Origin of the sequence: Cobetia sp. LC6, assembly GCF_030264805.1 — a bacterium.
Taxonomy (GTDB): Bacteria; Pseudomonadota; Gammaproteobacteria; order Pseudomonadales; family Halomonadaceae; genus Cobetia.
This window is the reverse complement of the sequence record NZ_JASSPL010000002.1, coordinates 62,401-85,355: the sequence shown is the minus strand read 5'-3', so window position 1 is coordinate 85,355 and position 22,955 is coordinate 62,401. Positions and strand designations below refer to the sequence as shown.

Genomic DNA, 22,955 nt, shown 5'->3' with positions numbered 1-22,955 from the left:
ACGTGAGGCGGACATGTGAGGCGGACGTGGACAGCAGGCTTGAGGGGCGAGCTCTCGAGTGGATAGCCCGACGCAATAGCTCGCAGCCTGGCGCAGATGCGCCTGACGCAAATGCCTACGCCAGTGGCGTGGGCAGGCACGCAGAGGGCGCCCCGGTCTGACCAGAATGTCGGAGACAGCCCGTCGTGCATTTCGGCTATCCTCACAAGGGCGATGCTCAGAACAGAGTGGGTCAATACCAATGACAATGCCCGCCGTCAGCGAGCAAGGAGAATGACGATGATGATCGTGGAGCTGATTGATCACGAAGACTTTCGTGAGCGGCTGGTGGCGCTGGGCGTGCAGATTTCCGAGCATGCCTGCGCGGACACCTGCGCGCGCATGGCACTCAGAAAGCATGCCGAGGTGGGCGTGCCGGGCCTGCAGGAACTGGTGCGCGAACTGGTGATGCACTCTGATATCCTGCTGCCCTCGGTGCGCCAGGCATTGGACAAGTATCTGCTGCCGGGACTGCGCTAGACGCGTACTTCATAGAGATTGCGCGCCGCGCACTGACACCGTCTGCCAGATGAACAAAAGGGCCTGTCGACTGACAGGCCCTTTTGCGTGAGTGCTCTTCGCGCTCTTTTCACTGCCCGCAGTGGCTCAGGTCGCTGTGTTGGCGCGGTCGTACTCGCGCTTCTCCCAGCGCAGACCGCGGAACAGCGAGAAACACATCACCAGCAGTACCACCGTGAAGGGCAGTCCCGTGGAGATGGCGCCCGCCTGCAGTGCACTCAGTGCGGTGCTGCCGCCGCCATACAGCAGGGCACAGGCGATCAGGCCGCCGGCCGCTGCCCAGAAGATGCGCTGGCGCGTCGGAGCATCCTGCTTGCCACCGGCGGTGATGGAATCGATCACCAGCGAGCCGGAGTCGGAGGAGGTCACGAAGAACACCAGCACCAGCACGATGGCGACGCAGGAGGTGATGGAGGACAGCGGCAGGCTGTCGAACATCTGGAACATGGCCATCGAGGGAGTATCGATGCCCTGGGCCAGCTCGCTGCCGGCGGCTCGCGCCTCTTCCAGTGCGGTGCCACCGAAGACGGTCATCCACACGATGGTGACCAGGGTCGGTACCACCAGCACGGCGGTGACGAATTCGCGCACGCTGCGTCCGCGGGAGATACGCGCGATGAACATGCCGACGAACGGTGACCAGGAAATCCACCAGGCCCAGTAGAAGATGGTCCAGCTATGGAACCAGCCTTCGTCGGGGCGATCGATCCAGTTGGAGAGCGGCAGCAGATATTCCAGATAGCTGACGCTGGTGGTGCCGAGCCCCGTGATGATGTCCCTGGTCGGGCCGACGATGAACAGGAAGACCACCAGCAGCGCGGCCAGCATCATGTTGAGGTTGGAGAGGCGCTTGACGCCGCCATCCAGGCCGCGACTCACCGAGTAGATGGCCGCGAGCGTGACCGCCACGATCACGGCGACCTGGCTGACCAGCCCATCGCCGATGCCGAACAGATGATCAAGCCCCGAGGCTGCCTGTGCCGCGCCCAGCCCCAGAGAGGTGGCAAGGCCGAACAGGGTGGCCAGCACCGCGACGATATCGATGATATGGCCGCTCCAGCCCCATACACGCTCACCCAGCAAGGGGTAGAACACCGAGCGCAGCGTCAGCGGCAGGCCCTTGTTGTAGGCGAAGAAGGCCAGCGACAGGCCGATCACGGCATACATGGCCCACGGGTGAAGCCCGTAGTGGAAGACGGTGGCCGAGAGTGCCGCTGTTGCGCCTTCCGGCGTACGCGGTGGTGCGTTCAGTGGTGTGCCTGACCAGTCGGTGTAGTACGCCACTGGCTCGGCGACCCCCCAGAACATCAGGCCGGTGCCCATGCCGGCAGCGAACAGCATCGCGAACCAGGCCATCCGGCTGAATTCCGGCTTGGCGTCGCGCCCGCCCAGACGCAGGCGGCTGACCGGGTGCAGGACCAGCAGCAGGCAGAACAGGATGAAGAAGTTGCTGGAGAGCATGAACAGCCAATCACCATGGGTGATGGACCATGCCTTGGCGCCGCCCAGCGCCGACTCTGCCGACTCGGGCATCAGCAGCGTGAACAGGATGAAGCCTACGATCAGCAGCGCACTGATGGTGAAGACCGGTTTGTGGACATCCAGCCCGAGTCGCTGAACATTGTCCTGACCGATCCGGTAATCCGTCACGTACGGATTCGATGACATGAAGTTACCTCGTATATTTTCTTTCGATAGCCGCTCCTGTGGGCATCTCGAGTCAGAATGTGGGACCTTGTCCCGCTCGGTGGAAGCGTTCAGACCTTGGTCTGATGCCTCGTGCAACATGCGTCTTTCTGCCAGTTGCAGATGGCGGCGTCAAACCTTGGGCAATCCATGTTGTACGCTGAAAGGCATTGATTGTATTGAAGTTTATGAGTTTCTTGCCTGTGCCGGAACGTCATTCGGGACGCTCCAGGCTGAACAGGCTATCCGTGCGTGCATAGTCACTGCCGGCCATGCGGCCGATGGCACGCAGTACCGCATTGTCGACATGCCGCCCATCCCAGACCGCTTCATCGGCATGCACCACCACTACCTCGGCCAGCACCAGTGAACCGGCCAGCGGTTGATCACCGAACGAGATGATGTCGCGCAGTCGGCAGCCGAAGGCGAACGGGGCGCCCTCCACGCGCGGAACCGCAAGCGGCGGCATGGCCACCTTGTTCAGGCCGGCATGGGTGAACTCATCCTCGTCGGCCGCGAGGCTGGCGCTGGTGAGGTTGAGCGCTTCGCTCATCGCCTCGCCACCGATGTGAATGACGCACTCCGCGACCTGCCCGAGGTTGTTGAGGGTGTCCTTGGTCTTGCCTTCGCCATTGCGCAGCGGGCTGAAGGCGAGCACCGGCGGATTGATGCTGGCGATGTTGAAGAACGAGAAGGGCGCGAGATTGGTGTTGCCTGCCGCATCGATGGTCGATACCCAGGCGATCGGTCGAGGCGCGATGCTGCCCGAGAACAGGCGATAGAGGGTACCCGCGGGAAGCTGGTCGGCGGCGATGAGGGGATGCGTGGTCGAGGAGGCAGTCATGGTGAGGGTCTCGTTGCAGGGCTCTGGTGGTAGAGCCGATGTCATAGAGCTGTCATTGCAGGGCTGTTGTTATAGAACTGTCATGGCAGAGCCTGCGTCGCAGGGCATGGCACTCGACCCGCTCAGGCAGCATCTCGCACGGCGCCTGACATTCGAGAGAGTGAGAGCCTGGCAGGCCAGGCGCCCGGCAAGCCAGGTGCCCGCTGGACCAAGAGCTCGCGAGTCTGGCCGTCTCGGCTAGCGGGGGCCGCGAATCATCGCTGATGCGGCACGCGAGTCGTCCCTGGCCACAGGCCGGTGGTGCTGGTGAAGAGTGGCCTGTCTGGCCGCCGGGCGTGGAAAAGGTCTCGGGAAATTCTCCCAGATCATCGTCAGTATTTTTGGTGTGGTCAATTGTCGCAGGTCTTGACCTTTTTCGAGGATGTTGTTCCTGACGCCTCGGTCGAGTTCATTCCTTGTCTGACTCAAGTCACACAATGGGGGCGAGAAACCGGATTTTTGTGCACTATTGGTAACCAGAAGGTTTCTGAAGTGTGTTTATTTGTATATTTTTTATGATGTCGAGCCGGGCGTCATCTGGCAGAAAGGTGGTGAGTAAGCGTAAATGGATGACGGAAAATGACAGCCATCAAGCCATTTGGTTCGGCATTGATCATGAGAATGGCATGCCAAGGTTGCGAAAAAGCGTCCCCTGTTGATCGAGGGTGTCAGCATCATGCGAGACGTATCATGGTGTATTTAGCTGTCAGGTCATGATCGATAATGATGCATGTTTCTCATCAATGAATGCCGACGTCACGCGAGTATCATGTCGGGAAAATGCCTCTCGCGCCCGGGTTGGGAGAGTACTTAAGACACTTTTGGAAGGCTAAAGGGCAGTTTTTTTGGTATTTAATGTCGGTATTCGGCTTTTTTCTGGTTTTTAATTGCGCAACATCGTGTGGCAGCAGTGATTGCTTCGATATCGCGTAATGCGCCGATGTTCAGGACATCTGCGGTGATGCACTGAATTGTGGCGCGACAAGGTCGTGATTCTCTCGGGCATCACCAGGCAGGGCAGGGGGGGTGGCATGGTGGAGAAGGCTGGCGATTGACAAGCTGTCTGGCCCTGCAAGGCATGCACTGTCGCCTCATCATCGTCGTGAGTGTCCGCTTTGCTACCTGATCCAGCTGCCTTAACCTTCCCTGAGCGTGAGAGAACTCATGCCGCCCAAGGCATGATTGGCACGCATCGGATGAGCGAAGTCATCCGCATGTGGCCCCTGGTGCGTCATCCTGCCCCGTAGTCAGCCCCCCTGTCTTTTCTCTATCCTGTGCCCGCCTGCGGGAAATCTTCTGATTTCGTTCGAAAGATCGACGGCTTCCTGTTGGTCATTTCTTCGAACGCTGTGTTCCACATGTGGGCTCGTCATGACGCCATGGCGTGTTCCAACGAGGTCGTGAGATGAGAAAAAGCCTAATGCGGGGGGCTCTGCGGGGACTCCCTATCCTCGCGGGATTATTGATGCTGTCCGGCTGTGACGCCGTACTCTTCGATCCCAAGGGGCCTATCGGTGAATCCGAAAAGTCGCTGATCCTGACTGCTACCTATCTGATGCTCGTGGTTGTTATCCCGGTCATCTTCATGACGCTGTGGTTCGCCTGGCGCTATCGCGATACCAAGCAGAGCAAGGCGACCTACACGCCCAACTGGGCGCATTCCACCAAGATCGAGATCGTGGTCTGGGGCATTCCGTGCCTGATCATCCTCGCTCTGGGCATCCTGACCTGGAAGAGCACGCATGAGCTGGACCCGCGTGTCGAGATCGTCGACGGCGGTGAGCCGATCGAGGTGCAGGTCGTGTCCATGGACTGGAAGTGGTTGTTCATCTATCCGGAGCAGGGCATCGCGACGATCAATGAACTGGCCATGCCGGTGGATCGTCAGGTGCGCTTCCACATCACATCCGACACGGTGATGAACTCGTTCTTCGTCCCGCAGCTCGGTAGCCAGATCTATGCAATGGCGGGGATGGAAAACCGTCTGCACCTGATCGGCAATGAAGTGGGCACCTACGACGGTATCTCTGCCAGCTACAGCGGCGCCGGCTTCGCGGACATGCACTTCAAGGCGCATGTGATGAGCGAAGGCGACTTCGATGCCTGGATCGAGAAGGCTCGCGGCAGCAGCAAGGTGCTGGATGATGCTGGCTTCGCTGCTCTCCAGGAGCCGAGCGAGGATGTTGCTCCGACCTTCTATGGTCAGGTCAAACCGCACCTGTATCAGCAGATCATGGCGCCCTACATGGATGGCATGGAGCTGGGCATGAGCGATGAGCAGATGGAGCACATGAAGATGGGCAGCAAGCACAACGGTGCCGCTCACGACATGTCTGGCCACCAGGCTTCCGGTCACGCTGAACCTGCGATGGCAACCGAGGAATAAGCAATGCTTGGAAAACTCACGTTAGAGGCGATTCCGTATCACGACCCGATCATTCTGGTCGTGCTCGTGGCGGTAATCCTCGGTGGTGCAGGCCTCGTTGGTCTCATCACCTATATGGGCAAGTGGAAATATCTGTGGACCGAATGGTTCACCACCGTCGATCACAAGAAGATCGGCATGATGTACATCATCGTCGCGCTGGTGATGCTGATCCGTGGTTTCTCCGATGCGATCATGATGCGTTCCCAGCAGATGCTGGCTTCCACCGGCGGGCACGGCTATCTGCCGCCTGAGCACTACGACCAGATCTTCACCGCCCACGGCGTGATCATGATCTTCTTCGTGGCGATGCCGCTGGTCATCGGCCTGATTAACGTCGTCGTGCCGCTGCAGATCGGTGCGCGTGACGTGGCCTTCCCGTTCCTGAACTCCTTCAGTTTCTGGATGACGGGTGTCGGCGTGATCCTGGTCAACATCTCTCTGGGTCTGGGCGAGTTCGCCAAGACCGGTTGGCTGGCCTACCCGCCATTGTCCGGACTGCAGTACAGTCCCGGGGTCGGTGTGGACTACTGGATCTGGGCATTGCAGCTCTCCGGTATCGGTACCCTGCTGACAGGTGTCAACTTCGTCGCCACCATCCTCAAGATGCGTGCGCCGGGCATGACCCTGATGAAGATGCCGGTCTTCACCTGGACCGCACTGTGCGCCAACGTGCTGATCATCGCGGCCTTCCCGATCCTGACCGTCACCATTGCCATGCTGACGCTCGATCGCTACCTCGACTTCCACTTCTTCACCAATGAACTTGGTGGAAACATGATGATGTACGTCAACCTCATCTGGGCCTGGGGCCATCCTGAGGTGTACATCCTGGTGCTGCCGGTCTTCGGTGTGTTCTCCGAAGTCATCTCCACCTTCTCCAAGAAGAAGCTGTTCGGTTACACCTCGCTGGTGTGGGCGACCGTCGTCATCACGATCCTGTCGTTCATCGTCTGGCTGCACCACTTCTTCACCATGGGTGCCGGCGCTGACGTGAACGCCTTCTTCGGTATCGCGACGATGATCATCTCGATCCCGACAGGTGTGAAGATCTTCAACTGGCTGTTCACCATGTACCGCGGTCGTGTCGAGATGACCTCTCCGGTGCTGTGGACCCTGGGCTTCATCGTCACCTTCACCATCGGTGGCATGACCGGCGTTCTGCTGGCCGTTCCGGGCGCCAACTACGTACTGCATAACTCGCTGTTCCTGATCGCTCACTTCCACAACGTCATCATCGGCGGCGTGGTCTTCGGTGCGATGGCCGGTATCACCTACTGGTTCCCGAAAGCGACCGGCTTCATGCTGGACGAGAAGTGGGGCAAGCGTTCCTTCTGGTTCTGGATCGTCGGCTTCTACCTCGCCTTCATGCCGCTGTACATCCTCGGCTTCATGGGCATGACCCGTCGTCTGCAGCACGTCGACAACCCGCTGTGGGTGCCGTACCTGGTCGTTGCCTTCGTCGGCGCCTGCCTGATCATGATCGGTATCGCGTGCACCGTGATCCAGATCTACGTCAGCATCAAGAACCGCAAGCAGCTTCAGGACACCACCGGCGACATCTGGGGCGGTCGTACCCTGGAGTGGAGCACCACTTCACCGGCTCCGTTCTACAACTTTGCCCACACCCCGCACGTTTCCGAGCTCGATGAGTTCTGGGAAATGAAGGAGCGTGGCATCGAGCAGGAAGCCAAGAAGCCTTATGCGCCGATCCACATGCCGCGCAATGCAGCGGCGGGCGTATTCATCTCCACCTTTGCTGCTATCTTCGGCTTCGCGATGATCTGGCACATCTGGTGGCTGGCCATCATTGGCTTCGTCGGCTCGATCGTCAGCTTCATCGTGCGTTCCTTCAACTACGACATCGACTACTACGTGTCCGTCGAGGAAGTCGAGCGCGTTGAGCGTGAGGGCCGCGAGCGTCGTGCCCTGCCCAGCGCCCGTACACCTAACGACACAGTGGTTCAGGGGTAATCATGGCGAATAATGCAATGACATCTCATGATGGGGCGCAGCACGATGCCCATGACGATCACGAGCATCACGATGCCAATGACATCAAGGTCTTCGGTTTCTGGCTCTACCTGCTGAGTGACTGCATCCTGTTCGCGATGCTGTTCGCGGGCTACGTGGTACTGAGTCAGGCGTATGCCGGTGGTCCGACGGGCGCCGAGATCTTCGAGCTGGACTTCGTGCTGGTCGAGACCGCGCTGCTGCTGGCGTCGAGCTTCACCTACGGCCTGGCGATGCTGGGCATGAACCGCGGAGACAGCTCCGCGGTGAACAAGTGGCTGATGATCACCTTCGCCTTCGGTGCAGGCTTCATCGCGATGGAAATCTATGAGTTCCATCACTTGATCGCGAACGGCCATGGTCCGGACAAGTCCGCGTTCCTGTCAGCCTTCTTCACCCTGGTCGGCACCCACGGTCTGCACGTGACCTTCGGTCTGATCTGGATGGCGGTACTGATCATCCAGATCAAGCAGAAAGGCCTGACGGAAGTCCATCGTGGTCGTCTGATGATGCTCAGCCTGTTCTGGCACTTCCTGGACGTCATCTGGATCTGTGTCTTTACCGTTGTCTACCTCACGGGAGTGATGCTATGAGCCATTCCAACAACGATCACAACGACAATCACGGCAGCCACGGCAGTATCAAGCAGTACGTGACCGGCCTGATTCTCTCCATCATCCTGACCATCATCCCGTTCGGGATGGTGATGATGATGGACGATCCGGGTGTCGGGGTGATCTGGGCCATCTTCGGTTTCGCCATTGCTCAGGTCTTCGTGCAGCTGTACTTCTTCCTGCACCTGGACGGCTCCAAGGAGCAGAGCTGGAATGTCATGGCCCTGCTGTTCACCCTGGTGATCGTGGCTATCGTCGTCGGTGGTTCCATGTGGATCATGGTCGAGCTGAATCAGAACATGATGCCCATCTGATAGCGTGAGCCTGATGATCAAGGACTACCTGCGTACCACCAAGCCGGGCATTATCTTCGGCAACCTGATCACCGTCAGCGGCGGCTTCTTTCTCGCTTCCGGTGGTGAGGTGGATTGGGCGCTGTTCATCGCCACCCTGGTCGGGGTGGCGTTGATCGTGGCCTCAGGCTGTGTGTTCAACAACTGCATCGATCGCGATATCGACCGCCACATGGCGCGTACCCAGGGCCGTGCTCTGGTGCAGGGCGATATCTCGCTGAAGGGGGCTTTCGTCTTCGGCAGCGTGCTGGGCCTTGCAGGCTTCTGGCTTCTGGCCATGATGACCAACCTCATGGCGATGATCGCCGTGGGACTGGGCTTCGTGATCTACGTCGGGGCCTACAGCATGTGGCTCAAGCGTGGCTCGGTGTATGGCACCCTCATCGGCTCACTGTCCGGCGCTGCGCCGCCAGTGGTCGGCTACCTGGCCGTTACCGGCCAGGCGGACATGGGGGCGCTGCTGCTGTTGATCATCTTCAGCATGTGGCAGATGCCGCATTCCTATGCGATTGCCATGTTTCGTGTCGATGACTATCGGGCCGCCAATATTCCGGTACTCCCGGTAGCGCGAGGCATGGAGCATGCCAAGCGTGTAGTGACGGGGTACATTGCCGGTTTCATCCCGGTGTCGCTGTTGCTGACACTGTGGGGGTATACCGGCATCTGGTATCTGGTAGTCGCGACCGTCACGGGCGGCTGGTGGCTGTATCTGGCCGCCTGGCGCCTCAAGGATCAGCCTGATGCCTCCTGGGCACGCAAGCTGTTCGGCTTCTCCATCATCATCGTCATGGCGCTCAGCCTGATGATGAGCATGGACACGCAGCTGTAATCCAGCCGTAGTACCTCTCGGGTGACCCGCCTTCGGCGTGTTGCCCGGATGAAAGCCAAAAAACCCGCCACCGGCTTGCCGGTGGCGGGTTTTTTCTTGTCTGTCTTTCAGGAGAAGCTCACACGCCCTCAGGCCAGCTGCAGGTGCGGCTCCCGCTGTTCCTTGAGCGCTTCCTGCATGCGCTCGGCATACCAGTCGACGAAATCGACGACGCCGAACTCGAAGGTCGCCGAGTAGGGGCCGGGCTGATAGGCGCTGGAGTTGACGCCGCGCTGGTTCTCTTCCACCAGCTGACGGTCCTGATCATTGGTGGCGTCCCACACCTTGCGCAGCTTCGCCAGGTCATAGTCGACACCTTCCACCGCGTCCTTGTGCACCAGCCATTTGGTGGTCACGCGGGTCTTGAGGGGGCCGATCGGGTCGACCTGGAAGACCACGGCGTGATCGCCCATGAAGTGGTTCCAGGAGTTGGGCAGGTTGAGAATGCGCAGCGAGCCCATGTCGGGGCTTTGCAGGCGACCCAACAGCTTCTGGCACGCCGGAGTGCCGTCCGCGGTCATCGAGACGGTGCCTTCCAGCAGCGGCGTGCGCGTCATGCGATTGCGGCGACCGAAGCGCACCAGCTGATAGGGCACCTTCTCGGCATCCCAGTCGGCCTGCTTTTTGGCGACCAGCGCCTTGTAGGCCTCGGTGGCACGCGGGTCATCGGTGTCATCGAATTCCTGCAGGGTATTGAGCAGCTCCGGGTGGGAGCCATCGCAGTGATAGCACTCGCGATTGTTCTCGATCACCAGCTTCCAGTTGCCTTCCTCGATGATGGAAGAGCTGGCCGCGACCTTGACGTTCTCCATGTCGTAGGGCTTGAGGTAGAACTCCAGCGTCTTGAAGAACGGCTCGCAGTTCTCGGGTTGCTCGGCGAGGTTGATGAACAGCATGCCGCCGGCTGAGCGCACGTGGACGGGGTGCAGGCCGTATTCACTGGTGTCGAAGGTGGTGCCCATGTCGGAACCGGCGAACAGCAGACGGCCATCTAGCTCGTAGGTCCACTTGTGATAGCCACACACCAGCTTGGCGACCTTGCCGCGCTCGGTGCTGCACAGGCGGGACCCGCGATGACGACAGACATTATGGAAGGCATGGATGGCCCCGTTGTCACCGCGCACGATGATGATCGGGCTGTTGCCCACGTCCATGGTCATGAAGTTGCCCTTGAGCGGGATCTCGCTGCTGAGACCGGCAAACAGCCACTCGCGCTCGAAGATCTCCTTCATGTCGAGATCGAACAGGCGCTGATCATTGTAGAAGGGCTGGGGCAGGGTGTAGCCGGGACTGCGGGCCTGTAGAAGCCGCGCGGCGGCCTCGCGTACCGCCTGACGCTGCTGATCCTGAGCGTGTTCCAGTAAGTCGCTCATCGCGGTGTCCTCGCACGGTCGGTAGGCGCCGGGAGCAGGGTCGCCTTGGGTTGAGTGAGTGTGCTGTTCATTGTTGTTGTGAAGCCGGGACAGAGAGAACGAGTGAACAGACCATTGCCGGGCAGCACTGCAGACGACATCAGCGCACCTATGAGTCAGCGCACACATGAGTGAGCGCACCTATGAGTGAGTGCCGATGCATCGCGCGGTGCGTCGTCCCGTCCTGGTCGGTTCGGGTGTCGCGGGCGGCGCATGCCAGGAGGCCGCTCGTTCAACAGGATGGTCAGCGTGGAAGTTCAGGCGGCCCGCATGAGGCCTGAATGGCATTGCCACGCATGGAGCGCAGTGTGGCTGAGCTCAAGTCGCGACCTATGTCTGATGGCGACGCTCAATGATGTATTTCCGACGCCGGTTGGCTGCGCAGGACCTTCGAGGCACAGGCAGGCGCAGCGGCGAGGCGTGGGCAGGGGACTGCGGGGCGTGATTGGAGGGATCGGGCATGTTTCTGTCGTGCACGGATAAATGCCTGCCGAGCGCTGACTCGACAATCCTGAGCATGTCCCACCGTTGGCCGCGCACGCAGCGCAGGGTGGTCTGACACTGTCTCTTCACGAACATGTCTCCAAGAACAACATGCCCAGCGAGGCCTTCATGAGCACCACTCTCAGCAACTTCAATCCGGTTACGACGCAGACCTGGACCAACGGTCGACATAGCGTGCGCTGCGTGAAGGTCATTCAGGAAACCTGGGACGTGCGCACCTTCTGTTTCATGGCCGAACAGCCGGTGATGTTCTTCTTCAAGCCGGGGCAGTTCGTGACCCTGGAGCTCGAGATCGATGCCAAGCAGATCATGCGTTCCTACACCATCTCCAGCTCACCGTCGGTGCCCTACAGCTTCTCGATCACCGTCAAGCGCGTGCCGGGCGGGCTGGTATCCAACTGGCTGCACGACAACCTCAACGAAGGCGACGTGCTGGCGGTGCATGGCCCGGTCGGCAACTTCAACTGCATCGACTACCCGGCCGAGCGCATTCTGATGCTGTCCGGTGGCGTGGGCATCACGCCCTTGATGTCGATGGCGCGCTGGTATTTCGATACCAACGCCAATGTGGACATCTCGTTTGTGCACAGTGCGCGCAGCCCGCGCGACATCATCTTCTGGCGTCAGCTCGAGTTCATGGATTCCCGCGTGCCGGAGTTCAACATGCACGTCATCTGCGAGCGCTTCGAGACCGGCCAGACCTGGTCCGGCTATCGCGGCTACCTCACCGACGCGATGCTCGAGATGATCGCGCCGGACTTCATGGAACGCGAGATCTTCTGCTGTGGGCCCACGCCCTACATGAATGCGATCAAGCACCTGCTGCGCAGCCACGGCTTCGACATGAGCCGCTACCACGAGGAATCCTTCGGTGCCACGCCGGTCGATGTCGAGGAAGAAGCCATCGAGCAGGCCGAACAGGCCGAGGTGCTGGCCGATGAACTGGACCGCTCCGATCTCACGCGGGTCGAGTTCTCCGCCACCGGCAAGTCGGTGCAGATCGCCCCGGGCGAGACCGTCCACGCTGCTGCCGCCAAGCTGGGTCTGCATATTCCCAAGGCCTGCGGCATGGGCATCTGCGGCACCTGCCGAGTGCAGAAGGTCTCGGGCGAGGTCGCGATGGAGCACAACGGCGGCATTACCGACGAAGACGTCGCCGAAGGCTTCATCCTGTCCTGCTGCAGCGTACCCAACGGCGATGTGGTGATCGATTACTGATCCACAGCCTGATCTCTCGCCCTGCTGGCCTTCGCGAGCGATATTCACGGGCGGGAGCATACGCTGGATAAATGCGCTGGATAAATGAGAGGACATGTCGCATTCGCGCGGTTGGATGACGCAGTCAGTCAGCCGCGGCTCCCCGGGTCCCATTAGCGTTGGGGGTACAAAAAGTACAACTAACCAATGGAGCAAGACATGACTCGGGACGTGAAGACCCCACTCCGGCCATCGCTCAAGATGGCCTGCCTGCCTATCGTGGCCACCCTGGCCGTTCTTGCGTTGCAACTGTTCGTGTTCGGCGAATTCACCCCGCATGTGCCGCTGGTATGCGGTGTCGCCATCACGGCGCTGATCGGCTGGAAGCTGGGCCACGGCTGGTCGGCGATGGAAGAGGGCATGATGCGCATCGTGCGTGTCGGCCTGCCCTCCATCGCGATCCTGATTCTGGTCGGCATGACGGTCGGGGTGTGGATCGCCTCCGGCAGCGTGCCGATGATCATCTACTACGGACTCAAGCTGGTCTCGCCGGAATACTTCCTGGCAGCGGCCATGCTGCTGTGCGCGGTGGTCTCGGTGGCGCTGGGTACCAGCTGGGGCACCGTGGGCACGGTGGGGCTTGCGCTGATGGGTATCGGGGCCGGCTTCGGCATTCCGCCGTGGTGGACCGCCGGTGCGGTGGTATCCGGCGCCTTCTTCGGTGACAAGGTCTCGCCGCTGTCGGATACCACCAATCTGGCGCCGGCGGTGACGGGCGTGAATCTGTTCGCGCATATCCGCAACATGATGCCGACCACCATTCCCGCCATGCTGATCGCGCTGATGGTCTACCTGATCGCCGGCAACCTGCTCGCCGCCGGTCAGGTGCTGGATCTCGAGCGCATCACTGCCATCACAGAAGGGCTGGCCGGGCACTTCACCTTCAATCTGTGGGTACTGATGCCGCCGCTGCTGGTGATGACGCTGGCCGTTGCGCGCATGCCGGCACTGCCGGCGCTGTTCGTCGGGGTACTGGCCGGGGCGGTCGTGGCATTCGGCGTACAGGGCGAGGCGGTCAAGGCGCTGTTCGGTTACATGCAGGGTGGCTACGTCTTGAGCACCGGTGTGAGCGAGATCGACAGCCTGCTCAATCGTGGCGGCATCATGTCGATGGCCTGGGTCATCCTGCTGGTGATGATCGCACTGGCCTTCGGGGGCTTGCTGGAAATCATCGGCTGTCTGGAGACGCTGTGTGCCGCGGTGCTGGTCAAGGTACGCGGTATCTTCGGTCTGCAGGTCGCGGCCAGTTCCACGGCGGCGCTGACCAATGTCATCGCGGGCGATCCCTACCTTTCCATCGCCCTGCCGGGGCGCATGTACGCGCCGGTATTCCGCGGAGAAGGCTACTCGACGCTCAACCTGTCACGCTCACTGGAAGAGGGCGGCACGCTGATCTCGCCGCTGATACCCTGGAATGCCGGCGGTGCGGTGGTCGTCAGTTCACTGGGGCTGATGGCCGGTGGCGTGGGCATGGAGGGGCTGCTTTACATACCGCTGGCCTTCGCCTGCTGGTTGTCACCGTTGCTGGGACTGCTCTACACCCTGCTTGGACGCTTCATCATCCGGGCCGACGATGCCGATCGCGCCGAATGGCAAGCCAGGGGGCACGCCGTGACAACGCTGGCCCAGCTGCGTCAGCAGCAGGCCGAGGGCCTGGCGGGATTGCAAGCCGCCACGCCCGAGGTGCGCTGACAGTCTGCTCAGTATGAGTACTCTACGACTTCATGCTCAGGTTCATGAGCAAGTCGACTCGCGCAGGAAGACGGCACAAACCATCTGGAGGTGCAGACGACTTCGGGACTACCCTTCAATTGTTGCCACGTGAATGAGCGCATGCAGTGCAGGGAGCTCTGCGGGAAGTCCCGCCAGGCCATGCCAGGTATCGCCCTGGTGCCCTAAGCACAAGGCCCCGTTGGACTGCATGCCATCTTCAGCTGCGGGTCGAGAGCGGAGAACGTTCACGTCAGGTCCACGACTGCCACTCCAGTCACGGGTTTGGTCAAAAGGGCAATGATGACACAGGGGAACGGTGCGCCATCTCCAGGCCGGGAGCGGGTGCCAGCAGGACTACAAGGCTGATCGTCGCAACAGGAAGCGCCGTGCTGCTCAATATCGGGATGGTGCAATACCGTCTTCTTCACGGCACGGCAGTTTCCGCAGGAAGGTGTCACACGACCACGCAAGCCTCAGGCTCGCGTGGTTTTTTTGTGTCTGTCATTCAAAGCGAGGGCTAAAGCAGTTTCGGTCGTATCAGCCCAGTGTCGCCCCCATCGCCGCCAGCAGCATGGGCAGGTAGAGGAAGGCGGCGAGCGTCGAGCAGAACACCAGTGTGGCCACGTACTCCGGCTCGCGCCCTGCCTTCTGGGCGAACATGTAGTTGTAGACTGCCACCGGCATGGCCATCTGCATGGTCAACACATGTAGCGCCAACGGGGGCAGGTCCAGCAGGGTGCCGATGCCCCAGGCACACAGGGCGGCAAAGGGAATGCGCAGGACACTGAAGCCCACGCCTGCCGCCAGATTCTTGACGCGGATGCTGGCCAGCGACACCCCCAGGGTGATCAGCATCAGCGGTACGGTGAAGCCGGAAATCAGCTCCAGGCTATTGGCGACGAAGCGCGGCATGTGTACATCGCAGAGCAGCATGAGGGTGGCGACGATGCTGGCCCAGATGGTCGGCGAGCGCATCACGCTGCGTAGCGGGTTGCCGCTGGTGCTGGCAAGCCAGGCACCGAGGGTGAACTGCAGCAGTGACATGGTGACCATGATGGTGATGGCGTAGGCGAAGCCGGCCTGGCCGAAGGCGTAGAGCGAGACGGGCAGGCCCATGTTGCCGACGTTGGAGAACAGCAATGGCGCCACCGCCACCTTCCAGGGCTTGCCGATCAGGCGCGCGAAGGGCCAGCTCAGCGCCAGCAGCAGAGCCATCACGGAGAGCGTCGCCAGGCCCGTACGCAAAAAGCTCGAGTTGTCGATCTCGGCGCTGCCCAGCGCATTGAGGATCAGCGCCGGTGTGCCGATGTAGAGCACCAGTCGGGTGACGAAGGCCATCGGGTAGTCATTGCCAAGCCTGATCCAGAAGAAGCCGATGGCGGCGCCACACAGTACCGGTGCCATCACCGCCAGCAATTCCATCAGCATATTCTCAACTCCCTTCCCCAGGCGCGCACTTGCATGGATCAGTCGTCATCCGGCGCCTGATCGCATGATATCGGTGTCTAGCATACCTGCCCGATGGGGCGTCGGTGTAGCGCCAGTGGCGGGCAGCCACCATTCGCAGTACCTCTGTGCGGGCCGACGGGATGTCGCTTTTGCCTGCCGATGTCGCATTCGCGCTGCGGTGTGACGCTGACAAGCAGTTTGCCGCAGGGGGGCAGGGCTAGTATCGGGTCAAGACAGCCACCCAAGGCCTTGGCGCCGGGCTGAATCGACAGGACCTGAGCAAACAGACGATCACTGATCATCTTTCATCGACCCACTCCAACAACAACGATCCGCTTACCGGAGGCGCGCAATGTCTCAGCAACATGGCTACACCCGTGATGACCGACTGGCCAGACTCGACCCTGCACTGGCCGAGGCCATCCTCGAAGAGACAGCGCGTCAGGAAGCGCATATCGAGCTGATCGCCTCCGAGAACTATGCAAGCCCGCTGGTGATGGAAGCCCAGGGCAGCCAGCTGACCAACAAGTACGCCGAAGGCTATCCGGGCAAGCGCTACTACGGCGGCTGCGAATTCGTCGACAAGGTCGAGACGCTGGCCATCGAGCGCGCCTGTGCGCTGTTCGGCTGTGACTACGCCAACGTGCAGCCGCATTCCGGCGCCCAGGCCAATGCGGCCGTGTTCATGGCGCTCGTCTCGCCGGGCGACACCATCCTCGGCATGAGTCTGGCGCATGGCGGTCACCTGACCCACGGCGCGGCCCCCAATTTCTCCGGCAAGCACTACAACGCCATCCAATACGGTCTGACCGAAAGCGGCGAGCTGGACTACGAGGAAATGGAGCGTCTGGCGCGCGAGCACAAGCCGAAGATGATCATCGCCGGCTTCTCCGCCTACTCGCGCGTGGTCAACTGGCGTCGCTTCCGCGATATCGCCGATGAGATCGGTGCCTGGCTGATGGTCGACATGGCCCATGTGGCCGGTCTGGTCGCGGCGGGTCACTACCCGAGCCCGCTGCCTTACGCCCATGTCGTCACCACTACCACCCACAAGACGCTGCGCGGCCCGCGCGGTGGCCTGATTCTCTCCGCCACCGGTGATGAAGCGCTGCACAAGAAGCTCAATGGCGCCGTCTTCCCCGGCCAGCAGGGCGGCCCGCTGATGCACGTCATCGCCGCCAAGGCCGCGGCTTTCAAGGAGGCGATGAGCCAGGACTTCGTCAGCTATCAGGCCCGCGTGATCGCCAATGCCCGCGTGATGGCCGAGGTCTTCATGGCGCGCGGCTATGACGTGGTCTCCGGCGGCACCGATGACCATCTGTTCCTCGTCTCGCTGATCCGCCAGGGCGTGACCGGCAAGGACGCGGATGCCTCACTGGGCCGCGCCCACATCACCGTCAACAAGAACAGCGTACCGAATGACCCGCAGAGCCCCTTCGTGACATCCGGGCTGCGCATCGGCACTCCGGCCGCCACCACGCGCGGCTTCGGCGAGGCGGAATGCGAGGCACTGGCCGGCTGGATCTGTGATCTGCTCGACGCGCTGTCCACCGGCGAGAGCGCCAAGGTGGAAGCCGAGGTGCGCGGCAAGGTCGAGGAAGTCTGCGCACGCTTCCCGGTCTATGCATCCAACAGCGTGACCGACCCCGCCGCGCTTGCCTGAACAAGGCGCTGGCGAGAGACAACGATAACAACGACACATGCCGCAAGCGCCGAGCAGTGCTCGGGGGAGAGCACCGGGCAGCGCTTGCGGTGGCAAAGATGTGAGGAGGGTGGCAAATGCAGCGTTACTCGGGATTCGGGCTGGTCAAGCATGCGCTCAGCCACCATGAGAACTGGCAGAAGGTCTGGCGTAGCCCAGAACCCAAGAAGGAATACGACGTCATCATCGTCGGTGGCGGCGGGCATGGTCTGGCCACGGCCTACTACCTGGCCAAGGAGCACGGCATCACCAATGTCGCGGTGATCGAGAAGGGCTGGCTGGGCGGCGGCAACACCGCGCGCAACACCACCCTGGTGCGCTCCAACTATCTGTGGGATGAGGCGGCGGCGCTCTACGAGCACTCCATGAAGCTGTGGGAAGGCCTGTCCCAGGACCTGAACTACAACGTGATGTTCTCCCAGCGTGGCGTGCTCAACCTGGGCCACACCCTGCAGGACATGCGTGACATCCAGCGCCGCGTGAATGCCAATCGGCTACAAGGTATCGATGGCGAGGTGCTGGACGCCCAGCAGGTGCAGGAATTGGTACCTGCACTGGACTGCTCGAGCCGGGCACGCTATCCGGTCCTCGGTGCCTCCTGGCAGCCGCGCGGCGGCGTGGCGCGTCACGACGCCGTGGCATGGGGCTTCGCGCGCGGTGCTGACAGCCTGGGTGTCGATCTGATCCAGCAGACCGAGGTCACCGGCTTCCGCAAGCAGGATGGCGCCATCGTCGGGGTGGAGACCTCGCGCGGCTTCATCGGTGCCAAGCGTGTCGGCGTGGTCACCGCCGGCAACTCCGGGGTGATGGCCGAGAAGGCTGGTTTCCGCCTGCCGCTGGAATCCCATCCGTTGCAGGCACTGGTGTCCGAGCCGCTCAAGCCGATTCTCGACACCGTGGTGATGTCCAATCACGTCCACGGCTATATCAGCCAATCCGACAAGGGGGATCTGGTCATCGGAGCCGGCATTGATGGCTATGTGGGCTATGGCCAGCGTGGTAGTTACCCCACCGTTGAGCACACCCTGCAGGCCATCGTCGAGATGTTCCCGATATTCTCGCGGGTACGCATGAATCGTCAGTGGGGCGGCATCGTCGATACCTGTCCGGACGCCTGCCCGATCATTTCCAAGACGCCCGTGAAGGGGCTCTATTTCAACTGCGGCTGGGGCACCGGTGGCTTCAAGGCCACGCCGGGGTCCGGCAACGTCTTTGCCTGGACACTGGCCAAGGGGCGCACCCATCCGCTGGCGGAGCCCTTCTCCTATGACCGTTTCAATACGGGCAAGCTGATCGACGAACACGGCGCCGCTGGCGTCGCGCACTGAACCTGCCGTCAGGAGACGACCGACCATGATGCATATCTTCTGTCCCTACTGCGGCGAGCTGCGCGAGGAAGAGGAATTCCACGTCAAGGGCCAGGCGCATATCGAGCGCCCGAAGGACCCCGAAGCCTGCTCCGATGCCGAGTGGGGGGATTATCTGTTCTTCCGCAACAACCCGCGTGGCGTCCATCACGAGCTGTGGATTCACGCCGTGGGCTGTCGCAAGTATTTCAACATCACCCGCCATACCGTGACCTACGAGATTCTCGAGACCTATCGCATGGGCGAGCAGCCCAGCATCACCGGTGAGACGAAAGCCGATCCGACCACGCAAGCCAAGGGGGTGAGCGCATGAGCCAGCAAGACCACCAGACCGCCGCTGCCCCGCGCCGTCTTGCCTCGGGTGGACGCATCGACCGCGCCACGCCGCTGACCTTCACCTTCAATGGCAAGCGCTATCAGGGCCTGGCAGGCGATACCCTCGCCTCGGCACTGATGGCCAACGGCCTCGACGTGCTCAACGCCAGCTTCAAGTATGCGCGTCCGCGCGGTCTGGTCGCCGCCGGTGCCGAAGAGCCCAACGCCATCCTGCAGCTGGGCAGCACCGAAGCCGGCCAAGTGCCCAACGTGCGCGCCACCCAGCAGGCGCTTTACGACGGCCTGGAGGCCCACGCCGTCAGCGGTTGGGTGAAGGCCCAGAAGGACCTGATGAGCCGCTTCCTGTCGCAGGTCGGCAAGCTGGGCGGCAAGTTCATGCCGCCGGGCTTCTACTACAAGACTTTCATGGCGCCGGCCTCGCTGTGGATGACCTACGAGAAGTACATCCGCAAGGCTGCCGGTCTCGGGCGTTCTCCGCTCGAGGAGGACCCGGACATCTATGATCACCTGCATCAGCACACCGATGTGCTGGTGATCGGCTCCGGCCCGGCGGGCCTGATGGCGGCGCTGGTCGCGGCCCGCAGCGGCGCGCGCGTCATCCTGTGTGACGAGCAGGAAGAGCTGGGTGGCTCGCTGCTTTCCATGTCGGCGGACTGTCTCGATCAGACCCTGGACGGCAAGCCTGCCATCGAATGGCGTGACGCGGTGCTGGCGGAACTCGAAGCCTGCGAGGATGTGCAGCTGCTGCCGCGCACCACCGCCAATGGCTACCACGATCATAACTTCGTGACCCTGCACGAGCGCCGTACCGAGCATCAGGCCGATCTCGCGCCGCGCAATGCCCGTGGCGCGCGTCAGGCACGCTCACGCCTGCACCGCGTGCGTGCCCACCGCGTCATCATGGCCACCGGCGCCCACGAGCGGCCACTGGTCTACAGCCACAACGATGTGCCGGGCAACCTGCTGGCCGGTGCCGTCACCACCTATCTGACCCGTTACGGCGTCGCCGCCGGTGACAAACTGGTGCTGTCGGTCAACAACGACCACGCCTATCGCGCGGCGCTGGCCTGGAAGGCGGCCGGTCGTGAAGTGGTCGCGATCGCCGATGCGCGTCCGGCCCCTTCCGGCGTGATGATCGAGGCGGCGCGTGCCGCGGGTATCCGCATCATCGCCGGCTCCGCCGTGATCGAGGCCAAGGGCGAGCGTCGCGTGACAGGCGCGCGCATCGCGGCCATCGATATCGATGCCTTCAGCGTGACGGGGGCGGTGGAAGAGCTCGCCTGCGACACCATCGCAAGCTCCGGCGGCTACAGCCCGGTGGTTCACCTGGCGGCGCACACCGGCGCACGTCCGGTGTGGAGCGACGAGATCCACGGCTTCCTGCCGGCGCTGGGCGCACCGATGCTCAAGGGCTTCGATGCCTGCGGCGCCGCCAATGGCAGCTTCGCGCTGGAGGATGTGCTGGTCGCGGCCTACGCCAGCGGTGTCGCCGCGGTGGAAGCCTGCGAGTTCGAGACCGCCCAGGCTGAGGTGCCTGCGGTCTCAGAGCTGACAGAAACGCCGATGCTGCCGCTCTATCAGGTACCGCATGACAAGCCCACCGCGCGCGCGCCCAAGCAGTTCGTCGACCTGCAGAACGACGTCACCGCCGCCGGGATCGAGCTCGCCACCCGCGAAGGCTTCGAGTCCATCGAGCACGTCAAGCGCTACACCGCGATGGGCTTCGGCACCGATCAGGGCAAGCTGGGGAATATCAACGGCATGGCGGTCGCCGCGCGCTGTCTGGGGCAGTCCATCCCCGACACCGGCACCACCGTGTTCCGCCCCAACTACACGCCGGTGACCTTCGGTGCCATCGTCGGCCGTCACTGCGGCGAGCTGTTCGACCCGATCCGCTACACCGCGATGCATGAATGGCACGTGGCGCAGGGGGCGAAGTTCGAGGATGTCGGCCAGTGGAAGCGCCCCTGGTACTACCCGCAAGGCAATGAGGACATGCATGCCGCGGTCGAGCGCGAGTGTCTGGCGGTACGCGAGAAGGTCGGCGTGCTGGATGCCTCGACCCTGGGCAAGATCGACATCACCGGTCGCGATGCGCGTGAATTCCTCAATCGCATCTACACCAACGCCTGGGCCAAGCTGGGCGTCGGCAAGGCGCGCTACGGCCTGATGTGTCACGACGATGGCATGGTGATGGACGACGGTGTCACCACCTGTCTGGCCGAAGACCACTTCCTGATGACCACCACCACCGGTGGCGCGGCCTCGATCCTGGAATGGCTGGAACTGTGGCATCAGACCGAATGGCCGGAACTGGACGTGCAGATGACCAGCGTCACCGATCACTGGGCGACCCTGACCGTCACCGGCCCCGAAGCGCGTGCGCTGGTCGGCGAGCTGACCGACATCGATCTCGACCGTGACAGCTTCAAGTTCATGGAAGTGCGTGAAGGACTGATCGCCGACATTCCCGGGCGCATCTTCCGCATCTCCTTCACCGGCGAGCTGTCCTACGAACTCAACGTGCCGGCCAACTACGGACTGCATGTCTGGAAGCGCCTGTTCGAATGCGGCAAGAAGTACGGCCTCACGCCCTACGGCACCGAGACCATGCACGTGCTGCGCGCCGAGAAGGGCTTCATCATCGTCGGTCAGGACACCGATGGCTCGATCACCCCGGAAGACCTCGGCATGCAGTGGTGCGTCGGCTACAACAAGCCGTATTCCTGGATCGGCAAGCGTGCGCTGTCGCGTCCGGATACCCGACGCGACGACCGCAAGCAGATGGTCGGTCTGATTCCGACGCGCAAGAAGGCCGGCGATGAGCGCATCGTGCTGCCGGAAGGCTCGCAGATCGTCTTCGACCCCGAGCACGCCATCCCGATGCCGATGGTCGGCCACGTGACCTCCAGCTACTACAGCCCGACACTGGGACATGGTTTCGCGCTGGCGGTAGTCAAGGGCGGCGCCAAGCGCATCGGCGAGACGGTGTTCCTGCCGCAGGCCGATGGCACGACGCTGGAAGCCGAAATCACCTCACCGGTGTTCTACGACAAGAAAGGGGAGCGCCAGCATGTCTGATGCCACCACACTCGACCCGCAAGCGGGCGCCGCCGTCGAGGCGCAGCCGCAGGACATGACAAGTTCCCGGACATCGGTGATCGACCAGCGCCCGACGCCCGAGGTTCACGCGCAGTGCGCCCGTTCGCCGCTGGCGCATCTGTTCACGGCCCGCGATGATGGCGATGCCGGCGTCGTGCTTGAGGAGAAGGCGTTTCTCGGTCACCTGACGCTGCGCGGTGACCCCGCGCAGCCGGGCTTCGCCGAGGGTGTCGAGGCGGCGCTGGGTCTGGCGCTGCCGTTGACGCCGGCGACGCTCCACCAGAACGAGGGCGGCCGCTCGATCCAGTGGCTGTCACCGGATGAGTGGCTGATCCTGGTGCCCGGCGAGGAAGCCTTCACTGTCGAGAAGGCGCTGCATGAGGCGTTGGCCGGTCGCTATCAGGTGGTCAACGTCAGCGGTGGTCAGACCGTCATCTCGCTGAGCGGTGTCCAGGCGCGGCAGGTGCTGATGAAGTCGACGCCCACCGATGTGCACCCGCGTGCCTTCCCGGTCGGGCGGGGCGTGCCGGCGGTGTTCGCCAAGGCGACACTGGTGCTGCGCCGCGTCAGCGAGAGCGAATTCGAGCTGGTGGTGCGCAGAAGCTTCGCCGACTATCTCGGCCGCTGGCTGCTGGATGCCAGCGAGGAATTCGGGGTCTGCATCAAGGCCTGAGGTCCGTGTCTGGAAAGGTCTGTGTCTGGAGAGGTCAGTG

Annotated in this window: 17 protein-coding genes; 13 read left to right on the top strand and 4 right to left on the bottom strand. The window is 62.1% G+C overall.

The features are described from left to right. The first annotated feature begins 279 nt into the window (after nucleotides 1–279). On the top strand, nucleotides 280–519 hold the full coding sequence (locus QQF40_RS03685; RefSeq protein WP_043333148.1) for a hypothetical protein: 240 nt from the start codon (nucleotides 280–282) through the stop codon (nucleotides 517–519). A gap of 126 nt (nucleotides 520–645) precedes the next feature. Here QQF40_RS03685 and QQF40_RS03680 read toward each other — a convergent pair whose 3' ends face one another. After that, a complete protein-coding gene (locus tag QQF40_RS03680; protein ID WP_285460478.1) occupies nucleotides 646–2,226 on the bottom strand; it encodes a BCCT family transporter in 1,581 nt (526 codons plus the stop codon). A 232-nt stretch (nucleotides 2,227–2,458) separates the two neighbouring features. Continuing rightward, on the bottom strand, nucleotides 2,459–3,088 hold the full coding sequence (locus QQF40_RS03675) for a flavin reductase family protein (protein ID WP_285460477.1): 630 nt from the start codon (nucleotides 3,086–3,088) through the stop codon (nucleotides 2,459–2,461). A gap of 1,444 nt (nucleotides 3,089–4,532) precedes the next feature. On the opposite strand from QQF40_RS03675, the gene cyoA reads away from it, so the two are divergent. From cyoA to cyoE, 5 genes are read left to right on the top strand one after another with little or no spacing between them, the layout of a single operon-like run. Next, complete coding sequence (cyoA, locus tag QQF40_RS03670; RefSeq protein WP_285460476.1) at nucleotides 4,533–5,513, top strand: ubiquinol oxidase subunit II; 981 nt, start codon at nucleotides 4,533–4,535, stop codon at nucleotides 5,511–5,513. Nucleotides 5,514–5,516: 3 nt separating this feature from the next. Then, the gene (cyoB, locus tag QQF40_RS03665; protein ID WP_285460475.1) at nucleotides 5,517–7,526 is read left to right on the top strand and encodes a cytochrome o ubiquinol oxidase subunit I; all 2,010 of its coding nucleotides are present in this window, start codon (nucleotides 5,517–5,519) and stop codon (nucleotides 7,524–7,526) included. 2 nt (nucleotides 7,527–7,528) lie between these two features. After that, nucleotides 7,529–8,158 (top strand): cytochrome o ubiquinol oxidase subunit III, encoded by a 630-nt coding sequence (cyoC, locus tag QQF40_RS03660; RefSeq protein ID WP_285460474.1) that lies wholly within the window; start codon nucleotides 7,529–7,531, stop codon nucleotides 8,156–8,158. Then, nucleotides 8,155–8,493 carry a cytochrome o ubiquinol oxidase subunit IV gene (gene cyoD / locus QQF40_RS03655; protein ID WP_285460473.1) on the top strand — a complete coding sequence of 113 codons (339 nt, stop codon included), beginning with the start codon at nucleotides 8,155–8,157 and terminating at the stop codon, nucleotides 8,491–8,493. The genes cyoC and cyoD overlap by 4 nt, the downstream gene beginning before the upstream one ends. A 13-nt stretch (nucleotides 8,494–8,506) precedes the next feature. Next, a complete protein-coding gene (cyoE, locus tag QQF40_RS03650; protein ID WP_285460472.1) occupies nucleotides 8,507–9,361 on the top strand; it encodes a heme o synthase in 855 nt (284 codons plus the stop codon). A gap of 128 nt (nucleotides 9,362–9,489) precedes the next feature. On the opposite strand, the gene gbca is transcribed toward cyoE, so the two are convergent. Then, entirely contained in the window at nucleotides 9,490–10,773 is a 1,284-nt protein-coding gene (gene gbca, locus QQF40_RS03645; protein ID WP_285460471.1) for a glycine betaine monooxygenase oxygenase subunit, read from the bottom strand. A 651-nt stretch (nucleotides 10,774–11,424) separates the two neighbouring features. Between gbca and gbcB the strand changes: the two genes are divergently transcribed. Then, nucleotides 11,425–12,534 carry a glycine betaine monooxygenase reductase subunit gene (gene gbcB / locus QQF40_RS03640; RefSeq protein ID WP_285460470.1) on the top strand — a complete coding sequence of 370 codons (1,110 nt, stop codon included), beginning with the start codon at nucleotides 11,425–11,427 and terminating at the stop codon, nucleotides 12,532–12,534. A 198-nt stretch (nucleotides 12,535–12,732) separates the two neighbouring features. Further along, complete coding sequence (nhaC, locus tag QQF40_RS03635; protein ID WP_285460469.1) at nucleotides 12,733–14,265, top strand: Na+/H+ antiporter NhaC; 1,533 nt, start codon at nucleotides 12,733–12,735, stop codon at nucleotides 14,263–14,265. A gap of 558 nt (nucleotides 14,266–14,823) precedes the next feature. Here nhaC and QQF40_RS03630 read toward each other — a convergent pair. Next, on the bottom strand, nucleotides 14,824–15,714 hold the full coding sequence (locus QQF40_RS03630) for an AEC family transporter (protein ID WP_285460468.1): 891 nt from the start codon (nucleotides 15,712–15,714) through the stop codon (nucleotides 14,824–14,826). Between the two features lie 373 nt (nucleotides 15,715–16,087). Between QQF40_RS03630 and glyA the strand changes: the two genes are divergently transcribed. From glyA to QQF40_RS03605, 5 genes are all read left to right on the top strand, one after another. After that, the gene (glyA, locus tag QQF40_RS03625) at nucleotides 16,088–17,398 is read left to right on the top strand and encodes a serine hydroxymethyltransferase (RefSeq protein WP_043333140.1); all 1,311 of its coding nucleotides are present in this window, start codon (nucleotides 16,088–16,090) and stop codon (nucleotides 17,396–17,398) included. Nucleotides 17,399–17,514: 116 nt separating this feature from the next. After that, entirely contained in the window at nucleotides 17,515–18,765 is a 1,251-nt protein-coding gene (locus QQF40_RS03620; RefSeq protein WP_285460467.1) for a sarcosine oxidase subunit beta family protein, read from the top strand. Nucleotides 18,766–18,790: 25 nt separating this feature from the next. Then, nucleotides 18,791–19,117, top strand: a complete 327-nt coding sequence (locus tag QQF40_RS03615) for a sarcosine oxidase subunit delta (protein WP_176676123.1) — start codon at nucleotides 18,791–18,793, stop codon at nucleotides 19,115–19,117. Continuing rightward, nucleotides 19,114–22,221 carry a sarcosine oxidase subunit alpha family protein gene (locus QQF40_RS03610; RefSeq protein ID WP_285460466.1) on the top strand — a complete coding sequence of 1,036 codons (3,108 nt, stop codon included), beginning with the start codon at nucleotides 19,114–19,116 and terminating at the stop codon, nucleotides 22,219–22,221. Before QQF40_RS03615 ends, QQF40_RS03610 begins: the two co-directional genes overlap by 4 nt. Beyond that, nucleotides 22,214–22,915 (top strand): sarcosine oxidase subunit gamma, encoded by a 702-nt coding sequence (locus QQF40_RS03605; protein WP_285460465.1) that lies wholly within the window; start codon nucleotides 22,214–22,216, stop codon nucleotides 22,913–22,915. Before QQF40_RS03610 ends, QQF40_RS03605 begins: the two co-directional genes overlap by 8 nt. The last annotated feature ends 40 nt before the right edge of the window (nucleotides 22,916–22,955 follow it).

Coding starts and splice junctions, on each gene's coding strand:
- QQF40_RS03685 (WP_043333148.1), top strand. CDS start 280: ATGATGATCGTGGAGCTGATTGATCACGAAGACTTTCGTGAGCGGCTG.
- QQF40_RS03680 (WP_285460478.1), bottom strand. CDS start 2,226: ATGTCATCGAATCCGTACGTGACGGATTACCGGATCGGTCAGGACAAT.
- QQF40_RS03675 (WP_285460477.1), bottom strand. CDS start 3,088: ATGACTGCCTCCTCGACCACGCATCCCCTCATCGCCGCCGACCAGCTT.
- cyoA (WP_285460476.1), top strand. CDS start 4,533: ATGAGAAAAAGCCTAATGCGGGGGGCTCTGCGGGGACTCCCTATCCTC.
- cyoB (WP_285460475.1), top strand. CDS start 5,517: ATGCTTGGAAAACTCACGTTAGAGGCGATTCCGTATCACGACCCGATC.
- cyoC (WP_285460474.1), top strand. CDS start 7,529: ATGGCGAATAATGCAATGACATCTCATGATGGGGCGCAGCACGATGCC.
- cyoD (WP_285460473.1), top strand. CDS start 8,155: ATGAGCCATTCCAACAACGATCACAACGACAATCACGGCAGCCACGGC.
- cyoE (WP_285460472.1), top strand. CDS start 8,507: ATGATCAAGGACTACCTGCGTACCACCAAGCCGGGCATTATCTTCGGC.
- gbca (WP_285460471.1), bottom strand. CDS start 10,773: ATGAGCGACTTACTGGAACACGCTCAGGATCAGCAGCGTCAGGCGGTA.
- gbcB (WP_285460470.1), top strand. CDS start 11,425: ATGAGCACCACTCTCAGCAACTTCAATCCGGTTACGACGCAGACCTGG.
- nhaC (WP_285460469.1), top strand. CDS start 12,733: ATGACTCGGGACGTGAAGACCCCACTCCGGCCATCGCTCAAGATGGCC.
- QQF40_RS03630 (WP_285460468.1), bottom strand. CDS start 15,714: ATGCTGATGGAATTGCTGGCGGTGATGGCACCGGTACTGTGTGGCGCC.
- glyA (WP_043333140.1), top strand. CDS start 16,088: ATGTCTCAGCAACATGGCTACACCCGTGATGACCGACTGGCCAGACTC.
- QQF40_RS03620 (WP_285460467.1), top strand. CDS start 17,515: ATGCAGCGTTACTCGGGATTCGGGCTGGTCAAGCATGCGCTCAGCCAC.
- QQF40_RS03615 (WP_176676123.1), top strand. CDS start 18,791: ATGATGCATATCTTCTGTCCCTACTGCGGCGAGCTGCGCGAGGAAGAG.
- QQF40_RS03610 (WP_285460466.1), top strand. CDS start 19,114: ATGAGCCAGCAAGACCACCAGACCGCCGCTGCCCCGCGCCGTCTTGCC.
- QQF40_RS03605 (WP_285460465.1), top strand. CDS start 22,214: ATGTCTGATGCCACCACACTCGACCCGCAAGCGGGCGCCGCCGTCGAG.